The sequence below is a fragment of the Nocardioides sp. 1609 genome, assembly GCF_004522105.1.
GTDB lineage: Bacteria > Actinomycetota > Actinomycetes > Propionibacteriales > Nocardioidaceae > Nocardioides.
On sequence record NZ_SPUJ01000002.1, the window covers coordinates 60,117 to 75,216 of the forward strand.

15 protein-coding genes and 1 pseudogene are annotated in these 15,100 nt (G+C 73.3%); 9 read left to right on the plus strand and 7 right to left on the minus strand.

Features of this window, described 5'->3' with window-relative positions; all coding sequences use genetic code 11:
• Positions 1-108 precede the first annotated feature (108 nt).
• Both E4623_RS05310 and E4623_RS05315 read right to left on the minus strand, forming a co-directional pair.
• Entirely contained in the window at positions 109-360 is a 252-nt protein-coding gene (locus E4623_RS05310; RefSeq protein ID WP_134765509.1) for a glutaredoxin family protein, read from the minus strand.
• A gap of 9 nt (positions 361-369) precedes the next feature.
• Positions 370-2,010: an AMP-binding protein gene (locus E4623_RS05315; protein WP_167736493.1), complete on the minus strand. Its 1,641-nt coding sequence runs from the start codon at positions 2,008-2,010 to the stop codon at positions 370-372.
• A 74-nt stretch (positions 2,011-2,084) separates the two neighbouring features.
• Here E4623_RS05315 and E4623_RS05320 point away from each other — a divergent pair, with 74 nt between their 5' ends.
• The 3 genes from E4623_RS05320 to E4623_RS05330 all read left to right on the plus strand — a co-directional run bounded on the left by E4623_RS05320 (position 2,085) and on the right by E4623_RS05330 (position 5,290).
• Positions 2,085-2,966 carry an HAD-IB family hydrolase gene (locus E4623_RS05320; protein ID WP_134765511.1) on the plus strand — a complete coding sequence of 294 codons (882 nt, stop codon included), beginning with the start codon at positions 2,085-2,087 and terminating at the stop codon, positions 2,964-2,966.
• A 100-nt stretch (positions 2,967-3,066) separates the two neighbouring features.
• A complete protein-coding gene (locus E4623_RS05325; RefSeq protein WP_134765512.1) occupies positions 3,067-3,858 on the plus strand; it encodes a sigma-70 family RNA polymerase sigma factor in 792 nt (263 codons plus the stop codon).
• A 112-nt stretch (positions 3,859-3,970) separates the two neighbouring features.
• Complete coding sequence (locus E4623_RS05330) at positions 3,971-5,290, plus strand: DUF5667 domain-containing protein (RefSeq protein ID WP_134765513.1); 1,320 nt, start codon at positions 3,971-3,973, stop codon at positions 5,288-5,290.
• A gap of 18 nt (positions 5,291-5,308) precedes the next feature.
• Here the strand turns inward: E4623_RS05330 and E4623_RS22915 are convergent, their stop codons facing one another.
• The 5 genes from E4623_RS22915 to E4623_RS05355 all read right to left on the minus strand — a co-directional run bounded on the left by E4623_RS22915 (position 5,309) and on the right by E4623_RS05355 (position 9,342).
• Positions 5,309-6,514, minus strand: a complete 1,206-nt coding sequence (locus E4623_RS22915) for a lysophospholipid acyltransferase family protein (protein ID WP_209020528.1) — start codon at positions 6,512-6,514, stop codon at positions 5,309-5,311.
• Entirely contained in the window at positions 6,507-7,562 is a 1,056-nt protein-coding gene (locus tag E4623_RS05340; RefSeq protein WP_134765514.1) for an NAD-dependent epimerase/dehydratase family protein, read from the minus strand. The genes E4623_RS22915 and E4623_RS05340 overlap by 8 nt, the downstream gene beginning before the upstream one ends.
• 28 nt (positions 7,563-7,590) lie before the next feature.
• Positions 7,591-7,692: an AURKAIP1/COX24 domain-containing protein gene (locus E4623_RS05345; RefSeq protein WP_008356322.1), complete on the minus strand. Its 102-nt coding sequence runs from the start codon at positions 7,690-7,692 to the stop codon at positions 7,591-7,593.
• 116 nt (positions 7,693-7,808) lie between these two features.
• Positions 7,809-8,012 carry a helix-turn-helix domain-containing protein gene (locus E4623_RS05350; RefSeq protein ID WP_134765515.1) on the minus strand — a complete coding sequence of 68 codons (204 nt, stop codon included), beginning with the start codon at positions 8,010-8,012 and terminating at the stop codon, positions 7,809-7,811.
• Between the two features lie 139 nt (positions 8,013-8,151).
• A complete protein-coding gene (locus E4623_RS05355; RefSeq protein WP_245154915.1) occupies positions 8,152-9,342 on the minus strand; it encodes an acetoin utilization protein AcuC in 1,191 nt (396 codons plus the stop codon).
• A 19-nt stretch (positions 9,343-9,361) separates the two neighbouring features.
• Here E4623_RS05355 and E4623_RS05360 point away from each other — a divergent pair, with 19 nt between their 5' ends.
• From E4623_RS05360 to E4623_RS05385, 6 genes and pseudogenes are all read left to right on the plus strand, one after another.
• Positions 9,362-10,618, plus strand: coding sequence for a hypothetical protein (locus E4623_RS05360; protein ID WP_134765517.1), 1,257 nt, complete (start codon positions 9,362-9,364; stop codon positions 10,616-10,618).
• A gap of 43 nt (positions 10,619-10,661) precedes the next feature.
• Positions 10,662-12,320, plus strand: coding sequence for a DUF885 domain-containing protein (locus E4623_RS05365; RefSeq protein ID WP_134765518.1), 1,659 nt, complete (start codon positions 10,662-10,664; stop codon positions 12,318-12,320).
• Between the two features lie 193 nt (positions 12,321-12,513).
• A pseudogene (trpS, locus tag E4623_RS05370) lies at positions 12,514-13,473 on the plus strand (tryptophan--tRNA ligase).
• A 131-nt stretch (positions 13,474-13,604) separates the two neighbouring features.
• Positions 13,605-14,021, plus strand: coding sequence for a hypothetical protein (locus E4623_RS05375; protein WP_134765519.1), 417 nt, complete (start codon positions 13,605-13,607; stop codon positions 14,019-14,021).
• Positions 14,022-14,024: 3 nt separating this feature from the next.
• A complete protein-coding gene (locus E4623_RS05380; RefSeq protein WP_134765520.1) occupies positions 14,025-14,444 on the plus strand; it encodes a DCC1-like thiol-disulfide oxidoreductase family protein in 420 nt (139 codons plus the stop codon).
• Entirely contained in the window at positions 14,401-15,087 is a 687-nt protein-coding gene (locus E4623_RS05385; RefSeq protein ID WP_134765521.1) for a TetR family transcriptional regulator, read from the plus strand. The genes E4623_RS05380 and E4623_RS05385 overlap by 44 nt, the downstream gene beginning before the upstream one ends.
• Positions 15,088-15,100: the final 13 nt, after the last annotated feature.

Consider the following 15,100-nt stretch of genomic DNA (forward strand, 5'->3'; position numbering starts at 1 on the left):
CTGTAAGAGTTTGTGAACGGGGGCACAAAACGAGCGGGACCCGCCACTAGCACAGGTGAGAAGTCGCACACCGACAGGGGGTGGACAGCCACCGCGCCGGCCGCTGCGTCACCGCAGCGCGGCGCGCAGCCTGGCCTCGTCGACCCGCCAGAAGTCGTGCTGGCGACCGTCGACGAACGTCACCGGGACCTCGTCGGTGAAGCGGCGCTGCATCTCGGGGTCGTCGTCGACGAGGACGACGTCGTACCGCTCGCCGAGGTCGGCGCACACCCGGGCGACGACCTCCTCGGCGACCTCGCACAGGTGGCACCCGGCGCGGGAGTAGAAGGTGACGCGGGCCGGTCGGCTCGTCGGGTCCACGGCCGGCGCCTAATCGATCAGCCCGGCGGCACGCCGGCGCTCGTAGCCGCGCAGGCGGCCCTTCTGGACCTTGCCGGTCACCCCGACCGGCAGCTCGTCGACGACCTCGACCCGGCTGGGCACCTTGAACCGGGCCAGGCCGCTCTCGCACGCCGCCCGGACGGCGTCCTCGACCGCGCCGCGGTCGGCGGGATCGGTGCCGCGGGCGACGACGTAGGCGACGACCGCCTCGCCGGTGACGTCGTCGGCGACGCCGATCACGGCCACCTCGGTGACGCCCTCGACGGCCGAGACGACCCGCTCGACCTCGACCGGGTAGACGTTGAACCCGGAGACGATCACCAGCTCCTTGACGCGGTCGACCAGGAAGACGTCACCGTGCGGGTCGACGAAGCCGACGTCGCCGGTGGACCACCAGCCGTCGGCGTCGGGCCCGTCCGCGCCGTCGGGCCAGTAGCCGCTGAACAGGTTGTCGCCGCGGAGCCGGATCTCGCCCGGGTCCTCGCCCTCGACCGGGCGCCCGTCCTCGTCGACGAGGCGCAGGTCGATGCCGCCGAGCGGGGCGCCGACCGAGCCGGCGGGCGGGTCCTGGGAGACGAGGGTGCTGGTGACCACGGGCGCGGCCTCGGTGAGGCCGTAGCCCTGGTGCACCGCGATCCCGGTGCGGGCAGCGAACTCCGCGACCACCTCGGGGGCGACCGGCGCGGACCCGGACAGGACGAGCCGGACGGGACCGAGGCGGCCGGCCAGGTCGACGTCCTTCCAGTAGGCGAAGACCGGCGGCGCGACCGGGACGACGCTGCACGCCTCGTCGTCGATCAGGTCGAGGGTGCCCTGGGGGTCGAAGCGCTCGGCCAGCACGAGCTTGGCCCGCTGGCGCAGCACCGATCCGAGGACGGCGTTCAGGCCGTAGACGTGGAACAGCGGCAGCACGCCCAGCACGACGTCGTCGCCGTGGATCATCGGCGGCTCGACCGCGGCCACCTGGTCGATGTTGGCGCTCAGCGCCCGGTGGCTGAGCATCGCACCGCGGGGCAGCCCGGTCGTGCCGCTGGTGTAGAGGAGCGCCGCGATCCGCTCGGGGTCCAGGAGCGGCAGCGCCGGGCGGGCCTCGGCGGCACGGAGGTCGTCGTACGACGTCTCGCCGGCCTCCGGCGCGGCACCGGCGAGGACGACGCGGGGTCGGACGAGGCGCTCGCGGACCGCCGCCGGGACGTCGCCGTCGAGCGGGGTGGGCCGCCCGGCCAGGGCGTCGTCGAGCATCGCGACGGCCGCGCGCACCGTGCCGGCGGTGTCGGCGTCCGCCACGATCATCCGCGCACCGCAGTCGGCGACGACCCGGGCGACCTCGCGCGCCGTCGAGCCCGGGTTGAGGGGGACCGCGACCGTCTGCGCACGGAGGACGCCGAGGTAGGTCGTGACGAACTCGATCCGGTTGCCGGTCATCACGACGATCCGGTAGCCGGCCAGGACGCCGGCGGCGGCCAGCCCGGTCGCGACCCGGCCCACCTCGTCGTCCAGCGCCGACCAGGTGAGGCTGCGCCCGCCGGCCTCCACGATCGCCAGCTTGTCGGGGTTCTCGGCCGCCGCGACGGAGACCAGCGCCGCCGGGCCCGCGTGCGTGCTGGCGGTCGGGGCGGGGATCGGCATGCGAGGCAGTGTAGGCATGAACGGCGTCGTCCGACGGGCCATCGGGGAAGGGTTCCTGGTTCTACAGTGTGCCCATGCCTCCCTCGGACAAGCAGCGCCGGCCGCCGAACCTGCGGCAGCGCTCCACGCTGGCCGGCGAGGCGGCAGCGGCGTCCGCCGAGGTGGAGACGGCGCTCGACCACCCCGTCGACCCGACGGCGGCGGCGTTCTTCGACGTCGACAACACCGTGATGCAGGGCGCCAGCATCTTCCACCTCGCGCGGGGGCTGCACCGGCGCGAGTTCTTCACGACGCGCGACATCCTCTCGGCGGCCTGGAAGCAGGCCTACTTCCGGGTGGTCGGCGTCGAGGACCCCGACCACATCGCCGAGACCCGCAACTCCGCGCTCAGCTTCATCGCCGGGCACACCGTCACCGAGCTCGAGGAGCTGAGCGAGGAGATCTTCGACGAGGCGATGGCGCACCGGATCTGGCCCGGCACCCGCGCCCTGGCCCAGCTCCACCTCGACCAGGGCCAGCGGGTCTGGCTGGTGACGGCGGCGCCGATCGAGATCGCCCGGATCATCGCCCGCCGGCTGGGTCTCACCGGCGCGATGGGCACCGTGGCCGAGCACGTCGACGGCGTCTACACCGGGCGGCTGGTCGGCGACATGCTGCACGGACCGGGCAAGGCGGAGGCGATCAAGGCCCTGGCGGTCCGGGAGGGCCTCGACCTGGCTCGCTGCTCGGCGTACTCCGACTCGGCCAACGACCTGCCGATGCTCGGCCTCGTCGGCAACCCCGTCGCCATCAACCCCGACGCCCGGCTGCGCGCCCACGCCAAGGAGGAGGGCTGGCGGGTCCGTGACTACCGCACCGGGCGCAAGGCCGCCCGCGCCGGCCTGGTGGTCGGGGTCGCGGCCGGCGCGGTGTCGGGCACGGTCGCGGCCGGGGTGGCCCTGCGGAAGCGTCGCTGACCAACCTACTGGTCAGTAACCAACACCTGTTCACCGCCACGAACCTGATCTACCATCACCGGAGGGCTCGGGGAGGGCCCGGTACGGGAGGGCGCACGAGATGCCTCTGGAGGAGCGGGATGTCGCGCACGGCCTGGAGGCCCTGCGCCGGGCGGTCGCGCGCCTGCTCCCTGCATCGGACGCCGTCCTGGTGCCCCTGGGTCCCGCCGGCCCGGCACCGCGGACCCGCACCGGCGACCGCGCCGGCGTCCTGCTGGCGGAGGCGCTCGTCCCGGCCGGCGGGGCCGGCGGCTTCGGTGACGCCGACCGCGCGTCGTCCTCGGAGGAGTCGGAGGCCGACCGCACCCGCCTGATCGCCCTCGTCGAGCTCGCCCGCACCGGCGACGCCGACGCGTTCGGGCAGCTCTTCGACCACTACCAGCCCTCGGTCTACCGCTTCCTCTTCTACCGCACCCGCTCGGTGCCGCTGGCCGAGGACCTCACCTCGGAGACCTTCTTCCGCGCGCTGCGCAACATGACGAGCTTCCGCTGGCAGGGCAAGGACTTCGGCGCGTGGCTGATGACCATCGCCCGCAACCTCGCCCACGACCACTTCAAGGCCGGCCGGACCCGCCTCGAGCTGAGCACCGAGGACATGGGCGCCCACGACGACGCCACCGACGACAGCCCCGAGGACCAGGTGCTCGCGGGGCTGACCAACGACCTGCTGCTCGAGGCGCTCACGAAGCTGCCCGACGAGCAGCGCGACTGCCTGGTGATGCGGTTCCTGCAGGGCATGAGCATCGCCGAGACCGCGACGGTGCTCGGCAGGAGCGACGGGGCGGTCAAGCAGCTGCAGCTGCGCGGCGTGCGCAACCTGGCCAAGCTGATGCCCGAGGGGATGCGGGACTGATGCGCCGGCCGACCCGAGGCACGCCCACCCCACCCGTAACCTCGCGCGTCCGGTCGTCGTTGATCACCTCGACGGGCCAGGTCGGCCCCCAGGAACGAGCAGGACGGATGCGATGAGCCCCGTGTTCACGTCCCGGAGACGGGCCGAGGAGTTCCACTCCTCGGTCGAGGACCCCTCGACCGGCACGCTCGACGACGCGCCCTACGCCGACCTGCTCGCGGCGGTCGCCTCGCTGCGCTCGATCCCCGCGCCGGTGGCGCGGGCGGAGTTCGTCGACGACCTCCGCACCCGGCTGGTAGCCGCCGCCGAGACCGCCCTCGTCGCCGACACCCACGACAAGCTCGCGCTGCGGCGCGCCCCCGCCGCCGACCGCCGGACCCGCTCCGAACGCCGGCTCGCCGTCGCCGTCGGCGGCTTCGCCATGATCGCTGCCTCCGGGTCGATGGCCGTGGCCGCCCAGTCCGCCCTCCCCGGCGACACGCTCTACCCGCTCAAGCGGGCCATGGAGAACGTCCACGAGAGCCTGGTGCGCGACGCCGACGCCAAGGGCGCCACCATGCTCGACAACGCGACCGACCGGCTCGACGAGGTCGGCGCCCTCAGCCGCGACCAGCGCGACCCCGAGGTGATCACCGAGACCCTCGAGGACTTCACCCGACAGGCCGACCAGGCCTCCCAGGTGCTGCTCGACGACTACGCCGAGACCGGCGACGAGGCCGCCATCGAGGAGCTGCGCGGTTTCACCACGACCAGCATGGAGACCCTCGACGGACTCCAGGCCGCGGTGCCCTCCGACGCCCAGGGCGCCCTGTCCGACGCCGCGGCCGCGATCGCCCAGCTCGACCGGCTCGCCGTCCAGGCCTGCCCGTCGTGCGGGTTGCTGCCGCTCGTCGAGGACACGATCCAGGCGGTCGGCGCCCTCGCGCCGATGCTCGACGAGCTGCTCGCCGACCCGGTCGAGGCGGTCGTCCCGGACGCGGCCACCCCGCCGCCGGCGGACCCCGGCGGCGGCCGGCAGCCCGGCCAGCAGGGTGGGCCCGTCGATCCCGTCCGGCCCGGTCCGGGTGCGGGTGCGGGCCCGAGCGCACCTGCTCCGTCCCAGCCGCCCGGCGTCCCCGGCCCGTCGTCGGCACCCGAGGTCCCCGGGTCGGGCAGCGGCGGCAGCGCCCCGGGCCCGCTCGACCCGCTCACCGACCCTCTCGACGACCTGATCGAGGGTCTCGGCGGTGGGTCCGGCGGTGGGTCAGGTGGCTCCGGATCGGGCGGCTCCGGATCGGGCGGCTCCGGATCGGGCGGCCCCGGATCGGGCGGCACGGGCGGAGGCTCGGGCGGTGGCACGGGCGGTGGCACGGGCGGCGACGGCCTGATCGGCGACCTGCTCACCGGCACGACCGACGCCCTCGACGGGCTGCTCGGCGGCGGCCAGCCCTGACGCCGCCGGCCCCCGGGGTCAGCGGAAGACGGACTGGCGCTGCATCAGCAGCGAGTACAGCGTCTGCTGGATCGTCTCGCGCACCTGGTCGGTGACGTCGAAGACGAGCATCGGGTCCTCGGCCGCGCCCGCGTCGTACTCGTCGGTGCGGATCGGCTCCCCGAACTCCAGGAGCCACTTCGACGGCAGCGGGATCAGGCCGAGCGGTCCGAGCAGCGGGAAGAACGGCGTGACCGGGATGTAGGGCACGCCGATGAGGCGGGCCAGCGCCGGGATGTTGCCGACGAGCGGGTAGATCTCCTCGGCGCCGACGACGGCCAGCGGGATGATCGGGACGCCGGTGCGCAGCGCCGCCGAGACGAAGCCGCCGCGGCCGAAGCGCTGCAGCTTGTAGCGCTCGGAGTAGTTCTTGCCGATGCCCTTGAACCCCTCGGGCCACACGCCGACGAGCTCACCGCCGCGCAGCATCCGCTCGGCGTCCTCGTTGCAGGCCAGGGTCGCACCGCTGCGGCGCGCCATGCTGGAGACGACCGGCATCTTGAAGACCAGGTCGGCGCCGAGCGGACGCAGGTGGCGACCGGTGCGGTCGTGGATCGAGACCATCGTCATCAGCCCGTCGACCGGGACGGTGCCGGAGTGGTTGGACACCACCAGCGCGCCGCCCTCGGCGGGGATGTTGTCGATGCCGCGCACCTCGATGCGGAACCACTGCTCCGCGATGGGTCGCAGCACCGCCATGAGGAAGCGCTCGGTGACCTCGGCGTCGAAGCCGTACTCGTCGACGACGTAGTCACCGGTGATCCGCCGGCGCAGGAAGGCGAGGAACTGCGCGAGGCGCGGCTCCCACTGCTCGCCGAAGATCTCGGCTGCCGCCTGCTGGAACGCCGAGAGCCACGCTGCGGTCGGGATGCCCCGCAACGGGTGCCGCTCACGCGTGCTGGCCGCGGCGAGCCGGGTGGCGGGGGCGGCGACCGTGACCGGCTCAGCCGGCTCGGCCGGCTCGACCGGCTCGGAGGCAGCCGGCTCGGGCGCGGCCGGCTCGTCGGGCGTCGGGTCGATGTCGTGGGCGTCGTCGTGGACGTCCTCCGGTGGTGGGGTGGGCGGCCGGCCCGGTCCCGTGCGGGGCTGGGGGGCCAGGCTCCGGGCCGCCGACGACGGCTGCTTGCCGGTGCCGCGGCCGGGTCGGCCGCGGGTGCCGATCGGGATGATCTCGGCGTCACCCACGGGGGCCACCCCTCCCGGAGCCGACCGGGGCCGGCGCGCTGGGCAACCGGTCGGCGAGGCCGGCGAGCGCGCGGTCGACGTAGCCGCCGGTGGGGGCCAGGCCGGCGGAGAAGTCGGCGAAGGCCTCGGCGGTGGAGTGGCGCGGCTCGAAGCCGAGCACCTCGCGCATCTGCGTGGTGTCGACGCCGCGGCCGTAGGTGAGGAACGCCTGCTGCTCGGGCGAGAAGTCGGCGAGCCGGGCCGAGCGCAGCGCGGACCCGAGGCTCCCGACGGCGAAGGCCGGCATCGGGACGGTCGGGCGCTGCAGGCGGCGCACGGCCTGCGACAGCATCAGGACACCGCTGCCGGCGACGTTGAAGGTGCCGGGGACCGGCGTGCTCACGCAGTGCTGGAGCACCGCGCGCAGGTCGTCCTCGTGCAGCAGCTGCATCCGGGCGTCGAAGCCGAGCACGGTCGGGATGACCGGGAGCCGGAAGTACGACGTGAGCGGGCTGACGACGTGGGGCCCGATGACGTTCGCGCAGCGCAGCATCGTGACACGGCAGTCGCTGCGTCGCCGGGCGAACCCGCGCACGTAGCCCTCGATCTCGGCGACGTCCTTGGCGTAGCCCGCACGCGGGGCGCGCCGGGGCTCCATGTCCTCGGTGAACATCGCCGGGTCGCGGTTGCTCGCGCCGTACACCGTCGTCGTCGACTTCACGATGAGGTCGCGCACGCTCGGCGCCTTCTGGCACGCAGCGAGCAGCTGCATCGTGCCGATGACGTTGAGCTCCTTCATCGTGTTGCGGCCCCCGGCGCTGCCGGGGGTCGCGATCACGCTCATGTGGACGACGGTGTCGACGTCCTCCTTGGCGATGACCTTCGCGATGACGGGGTTGCGGATGTCGGCGCGCACGAACGAGACGTCGCCGACGTCACCGCGGGGCGGGACGACGTCGACGCCGATGACCCGGCGCACCGAGGGGTGCTCGGCGAGGGCACGCGCACAGCGGCGGCCGAGGTCACGAGAGACCCCGGTGACGAGGACGACCTTGTCGCCGCCGGCCATGGACGCGTGCCCGGTCCGGGTGCTCGGGCTACTTGCCGAGCTTGCGGCGCTGGACGCGCGTCTTCTTGAGAAGCTTGCGGTGCTTCTTCTTCGCCATGCGCTTGCGCCGCTTCTTGATGACAGAACCCACGAAACAACCTCTTCTGATCGAGCACACCAGGAAACCCGGGTGAGACCGCCCACCTTAACGGGCACCGCGTGAGGGCGCGGAATCGGTCCGCACCCTCCCCGCGGACGCCGGCTCGATCAACCTGCGTTGTAGAAGCTCTTGCGGAGATACTCGTCGACGTCCTCCTCGGAGACACGGAACGAGCGACCGACGCGGACGGCGGGCAGATCGCCGCCGTGGACGAGTCGGTAGACGGTCATCTTGGAGACCCGCATCAGGGACGCGACCTCGGCAATGGTCAGGAACTTCGGGTCGGAGAGTCCTCCGGTCGAGTTCGACACCTGGCACCAGCTTTCTAGGTGCTCGCCACCGGCTTCCCCACCGGTGATCGCACGAGCACGACGTGAGCAGACTGTAGGGCTCCTGTGACGCGTGGGGAAGACGTTGCGGAGATTTACTTGTGAGTCCCGGGCGTGTCTGTCAGAGCACGGGGTCGAGCCCGTGGTACGGAAAGGCGGCGGTGCGCGTCGCCTGGATGGTCCGGTCGAGCCACGAGTCGGGGTCGTAGCCGTCCTCCCAGGCACGCCAGGTGGGCTTGAGGCCGTCCGTCATCGCCTCGGGAGCGGTGACGCCGAGCTGGGTCTCGACGTGCTGGCGCCAGGCCTCCGGCGTCGCCGTGGCCGGGTCGAGCGGGGCGCCGGCGACGATCGCGAGCAGGTGGGTCCAGGCCCGCGGGACGACGTCGACGATCGCGTAGCCGCCGCCCCCGGTGGCGACCCAGCGCCCGCCCGCGGTCTCGTGCGCGAGGTCGTGGAGGGCGAGGTAGGCCTCCCGCTGCCCGTCGACGCTGAGCTCGAGGTCGGCGAGCGGGTCGGAGCGGTGCGAGTCGCAGCCGTGCTGGGTCACCAGGACGTCGGGGGCGAACTCCCGCAGCACCGGCGGGACGACCGCGTGGAAGGCCCGCAGCCAGCCCGAGTCGGTGGTGCCGGGCGGCAGCGGGACGTTGACAGCGGAGCCGAGCGCGTCCGGCCCGCCCAGCGCCTCGGAGGCGCCGGTGCCGGGGAAGAGGAACTGTCCCGACTCGTGCAGCGAGATCGTCAGCACGCGCGGGTCGTCCCAGAAGATCCGCTCGACGCCGTCGCCGTGGTGGACGTCGACGTCGACGTAGGCGACCCGCTCCGCGCCCTGGTCGAGCAGCCACCGGATGCCGACCGCGATGTCGTTGTAGATGCAGAAGCCGCTCGCCCGGTCGGCCATCGCGTGGTGCAGCCCGCCGGCGATGTTGGCGGCGTGCAGCGACTCCCCCGACCACACCTGGCGACAGGCCTCGACGGTGGCGCCGACCACGTGCGAGGCCGCCTCGTGCATGCCGGCGAAGACGGGGTTGTCCTCGGAGCCGAGGCCGACGTCCTCCGCGTCCGGGCCGTGCGGGTCGCGCCCCATCCGCTGGACCCCCTCGATCAGGCCACGGTCGTGCACCGAGGCGATCTGCGCGTCGGTCGCGTACGGCGCCGGCACGGCCGTCAGCCGCGGCCCGAGCACGCCCAGCTCCTCGGCCAGCCTGATCGCGAGGTCGACCCGCAACGGCGACATCGGGTGGCTCGGGCCGAAGTCGTAGGCGGTGAGCGTGGGGTCGAAGACCACGACGGCCGGACCCGAACAGGAATCCACCCCTGCGACACTAGTCACCATGCCTGCACCCGTCGCCGACCGACTGCAGGGCGGCCGACCGGTCGGCTGGGTGCGCGGGCTCGACGACGTGCCGCTGTGGGCCAAGGTCGTCGCGGTCTACCTGGGGCTGCGGCTCGTCACGTGGTTGCTGATGGCGCAGGCTGCGGAGCAGCAGGAGTGGTTCCCCGGCGTCACGGGCCCGCGCGAGGGCGAGATCGACCTGGCGCTCTCGTGGGACGCGCAGTGGTACCAACGCATCGTCGACGGCGGCTACCCCGACACCCTGCCGGTCGGCGAGGACGGCCGGGTCCAGCAGAACCCGTGGGCGTTCTACCCCGTCTTCCCCTACGCCATCCGGGTCGTCTCCGCGCTGACCGGCGGCGACTTCGCCACCGTCGCACCGCTGCTCGCGCTGCTCGCGGGGCTCGGCGCCGCCGTCCTGATGGCGCGGCTGCTCGTCGAGACCCTGCCGGCGCGGTCGGAGCACGTGGCCCTCGCCGCCGTCGCCGTGTGGGCGGCCTGCCCGGTCGCGCCCGTGCTGCAGATGGCCTACACCGAGTCGTTCTCGATGCTGCTGCTGATGGCGTTCCTGCTGCTGCTCGTGCGCGAGCGGTGGTGGGGCGCCGCGGCGGCCGCGCTGCTCCTCGGGCTGACCCGGCCGATCGCCCTGCCGCTCGTCGTCGTGGTCGTGGCCGCGATCTGGATGCGCTGGCGCGTGCGGTCGGAGCGGCCGGTCGAGACCCCTGAGCGGGTCGCGATCCTCGGCACCTTCGTGGCCACCGGCCTGTCCGGGATCCTCTGGACGACGATCGCCGCGCTCGGGACCGGGCGTCGCGACGCCTACCCGAGCACCATGACCGCGTGGCGGGGCGAGGCGTCGATCAACGTCCTCGAGCCGTGGCAGCAGACGATCTCGTGGGCGCTGGAGTACCGCCAGTCCGTCTTCGTGCTGCCCGCCCTCGGGATCGTGGTCCCGGTCGTGCTGTCGCTGCTGATGCTGGTGCCACGGTTGGCCGGCGGCGTCGACCTGCGGCTGCGGGTCTGGTCGGCGGCGTACGCGCTCTACCTGCTCGCCGTCGTGGACGGCCACACCAGCATCTTCCGCTACCTCCTCCCCCTCTTCCCGCTGGCCGTGCTCCTCGTCGGGGGGCACCGCGAACGGCCGCGGCTGCTCGGCCTGCGCACGACGTTCTGGGTGGTGGTCGGCGTGGTCGGTCAGGTCGGGTGGATCTGGTGGCTGGTGATCTTCGTGCCGCCCAGCGACTATCCCCCGTGACCGACGCCGCGACGGTGTCCTGGGGCCGTCGTAGGGTCGGCGCATGACGAACGCCGACCTCCAGCAGCTCGCCCGGGCCTTCTGGGACTTCCACCTCGAGACCAACCCGACCGAGGCCCACCTGCTCGGTGACTACCGCTACGCCGCCTTCTACGAGGACGAGACCCGGGCGGCCGAGGACCGGCGGATCGAGGCGCTGCGCACGTTCGTCGACGACGCGGAGGCGATCGCCCCGGGTGAGCTCGACGCCCAGGAGCAGATCACGCGCGCGGTGCTGATCTCGACGGCCACGACGACCGCGGACCGGCTCGAGACGCGCCTCGCGGAGCTCGCCGCCGACCCGATCTTCGGCGTCCAGGTCGGCGTCCCGATCGTCACCGGGATGCTCGCCCTGCCCGACGCCGGCGTCGCCGAGGCGTTCGTCGACAAGCTGCGCGGCGTGGCCCGCAGCTACGGCGAGCTCGCCGACCGGCTCCGCGAGGGCGTCGCGGCCGCACGGACGCCGGCGCGCTTCGCCGTCGCCGACACCGTCGCGCAGCTCGACACGATGCTGGCCGCGCCGCTCGCCGAGGACGCCGTGCTCACCCAGGTGCCGGCTCCTCCGGCCGGGGTCGACGCGGACGCCTGGCGCGGGCGCGTCGCCGGGGTGGTCGCCGACGAGCTGCGGCCGGCCATGGCCGGCTACCGCGACGTCCTGCGCGACGAGGTCCTGCCGCACGCCCGCCCCGACGAGCAGTGCGGACTGGTGCACCTGCCCGACGGGGAGGCGACGTACGCCGCCCTGCTGCGGTACTTCACCACCACCACCAAGAGCGCGCAGGAAATCCACGACCTCGGTCTCGCCCAGGTCGCCAAGCTCGCCGACGAGTACCGCGCCCTCGGGCCCGAGGTGGTCGGCACCGACGACCTCGCCCAGATCTTCGAGGCGATGCGCACCGACCCCGCGCTGCACTTCGAGCGCGGTGAGCAGCTCGTCGAGGCCGCGCGGGTCGCGATGGCGCGGGCCTGGGACGCCATGCCCGACTGGTTCGAGGTCCTCCCCCAGGCGCCGTGCGCGGTGGAGGGCACCACGAGCGGTGCCAAGGCGTTCTACTTCCCGCCCGCCGGTGACGGCAGCCGCGGCGGCACGTTCTTCATCAACGTCGACGACCCGGCCTCGTGGGGCACCTTCGAGCTGGAGGCGATGGCCTTCCACGAGGGCATCCCCGGGCACCACCTGCAGCTGGCGATCGCCGCCGAGCTCGAGGGGGTCCCGGAGTTCCGCAAGCACATCCACAACTCCGCCTACGCCGAGGGGTGGGGGCTCTACACCGAGCGTCTCTCCGACGAGATGGGGCTCTACTCCACGGCCGTCGACCGGATGGGGATGTACGCCGCCGACTCCATGCGAGCCTGCCGCCTCGTCGTCGACACGGGCATCCACGCGCTCGGGTGGACCCGCGAGCAGGCCGTGGCCTACATGGTCGACAACTCCCCGCTGGCCGACGCGATGGTCCGACCCGAGATCGACCGCTACATCGTCACCCCGGGCCAGGCCTGCTCCTACATGGTCGGCCGGGTCGAGGTCGAGCGGATCCGACGCGAGGCCGAGGCGCGCCAGGGGGCGTCGTTCGACGTCAAGGCCTTCCACTCCGCCGTGCTCGACTCGGGCTCGCTGCCGCTCGACGTGCTCGACGAGGTGGTCACCGCACGGCTCCCGTGACACGATGAGCCGGTGCTGACGAACCACCCGACCCACCTGTCGCAGTGGTGGCCCGCCTGACCGGCGGACCACGTTCTGACGCACCACCCAGAAACGGCCGCCCACGGGCGGCCGTTCTGCACGTCCCGACCTGTCCCCGGACCGGTCCTGGCACGGGGCACCGCCCGTGGGCCCACCCCACCAGGAGCCCACCATGGACCGATCCCGACGCCTCTCCCTGCTCACCCCCAGCGGTCGCCCGACCCTCGGCAACTACCTGGGCGCGCTGCGCCCGATGGCCGAGCAGCAGGCGCAGGCCGACTGCTTCTACGGCATCTCGGACCTGCACGCCCTCACCGTCACCCACGACCCCGCCACCCTGCGGGCCACGGTCGCCGAGCAGGCTGCCGTCATGCTCGCCGTCGGGCTCGACGCGAGCACGCTGTTCGTGCAGAGCCGGGTACCAACCCACGCGCAGCTCGCCTACCTCCTCGAGTGCGTCGCGACGACCGGCGAGCTGGGCCGGATGATCCAGTTCAGGACGAAGGGTCGCGGCGTCGCGTCGACCCGGACGTCGCTGCTCACCTACCCCGTCCTGATGGCCGCCGACATCCTGCTCTACCGGCCGGAGCAGGTGCCGGTCGGCGACGACCAGCGTTAGCACGTCGAGCTGACCCGCGACCTCGCCGTGCGGTTCAACGCGACCTACGGGCCGGTCTTCACGGTGCCGGAGGTGACCACCCCGCGGGTCGGTGCCCGCGTCATGGACCTCGCCGACCCCACCTCGAAGATGAGCAAGTCGAGCACCGCCGGCAGCATCGGGATCCTCGACGACGCCGACACCATCCGGCGCAAGATCGCCCGGGCCGTGACCGACGGCGACGTCGGGCCGGACGCCGTCCGCTCCGACCGCGACGCGAAGCCGGGCATCACGAACCTGCTCGACGTCCTCGTCGCGTGCGGAGGGTCGGCCGACGCGATCACGACGTACGGGGCGCTCAAGGCGGCCGTGACGGACGCGGTCGTGGCCGAGCTGGCTCCCGTCCGCCGACGCTGCGCCGAGCTCACCGCGGACCGGACCCACGTCACGGACGTCTTCGACCGAGGCACCGCACGAGCGCGCGCCGTCACGGAGCCGGTGCTGGCGGCGGCGACGGCCGCCATCGGGCTTTGAGTCGACCGGATCCCCGACGCCCGGGGTCGGGATCCCGGTCGAGCGGGATCCCGGACGTCCGAGCACTGTTTGAACGCGTTCAATTCGTGCTAGGTTCTGAACGCGTTCAAAACAACCCGAAGGAGCTCCACATGGACTGGACCGTCGCGACCTACCTCGCCTACCTGCTCATCGCCATCCCGCTCACCGTGTGGGTGGCGACCACGTTGTCGCGTCACGGCGGGGTCTTCCTCGAGGACGTCTTCGGCGAGCACGAGGACGTCGCCGAGGCCGTGAACCGGCTCCTCGTCGTCGGCTTCTACCTCCTGAACCTCGGCTTCGTGAGCCTCTACCTCCGCAACGGCGGCGAGGTCGCCGACCTGCGCGGCCTGGTCGAGCAGCTCAGCGTCAAGATCGGCGTGGTGACCCTGGTGCTCGGCGTCCTGCACTTCCTCAACGTCTGGGTGTTCAGCTCGATGCGCCGCCGCCAGCGGATGGAGGCCTTCCGCGCCGCGCCGGTCGCACCCCAGAGCTACGTCCCGCCGATGGCCGCCTTCCCGGCTCCGTGACCCGTGCAGCTCACCGTCCTGTACGACGCCGCGTGCCCGCTCTGCTCGCGGTTCCGGGCGTGGCTGGCAGGGCAGCGCCTGCTCGTCCCGGTGCGGCTCGTGCCGGCCGGGTCGGCCGAGGCGCGGACCCTCTTCCCGACGCTCGACCACGCCCGCACGCTCGCCGAGATCACGGTGGTCGGCGACGACGGGTCCGTCTGGACCCACGAGCGGGCCTGGGTGATGTGCCTCTGGGCGACCCGGGCGCACCGAGGGCTCGCCGAGCGGCTGGCCCGCCCGGCCTGGCTCCCGCTCGCGCGCGGTGCCGCCGGCACCGCGGCCGGGCTGCGCCACCTGATGGCACCGAGCAGCGGCGCGGGGGGTGACTACCCTGACGACTGTGCCGGATCCTGCTCCCCGCGCGTCGCTCACCAGCAAGGCTGAGCAGACCCGCGCCACCATCGCGGACGCCGCGCTGCGGCTGTTCCGTCGCGAGGGCTACGACCGCACCACCATGCGCGCGATCGCCGCCGAGGCCGGGGTCGCGGTGGGCAACGCCTACTACTACTTCGGTTCCAAGGAACACCTGATCCAGGCGTTCTACGACAGCATCCAGGTCGAGCACGCCGAGGCGGCGGGCGTCGTCCTCCGCCGCGACAGGGCGTTCGACGTCCGCCTGCGCGGGGTCCTCGACGCCTGGCTCGACGTCGCGGCACCGCACCACGGGTTCGCGGCCCAGTTCTTCAAGAACGCCGCCGACCCCGACAGCCCGTTGTCGCCGTTCAGCCCCGAGTCCACCGCTGCCCGTGCGGCCAGCACGGAGCTCTACCGGCGCGTCGTGGAGGGGTCCGACCTCAAGCTCGCCCCGGCCGTGCGGTCCGAGCTGCCCGACCTGCTGTGGCTGCTGCAGATGGGCTACGTGCTGTTCTGGGTGCACGACCGGTCCCCCGAGCAGGCGCGGACCCGGTCGCTGGTCGCCCGGTCGGTGCCGATCGTGGACCGGCTGCTGCGGCTCTCCCGCCTGCCCGTCGTCCGGGGCGTCGTCGACGACGTCGTCGCCCTGGTCGCCGACCTGCGCACCGGCTGACGCCGGGCGGGGC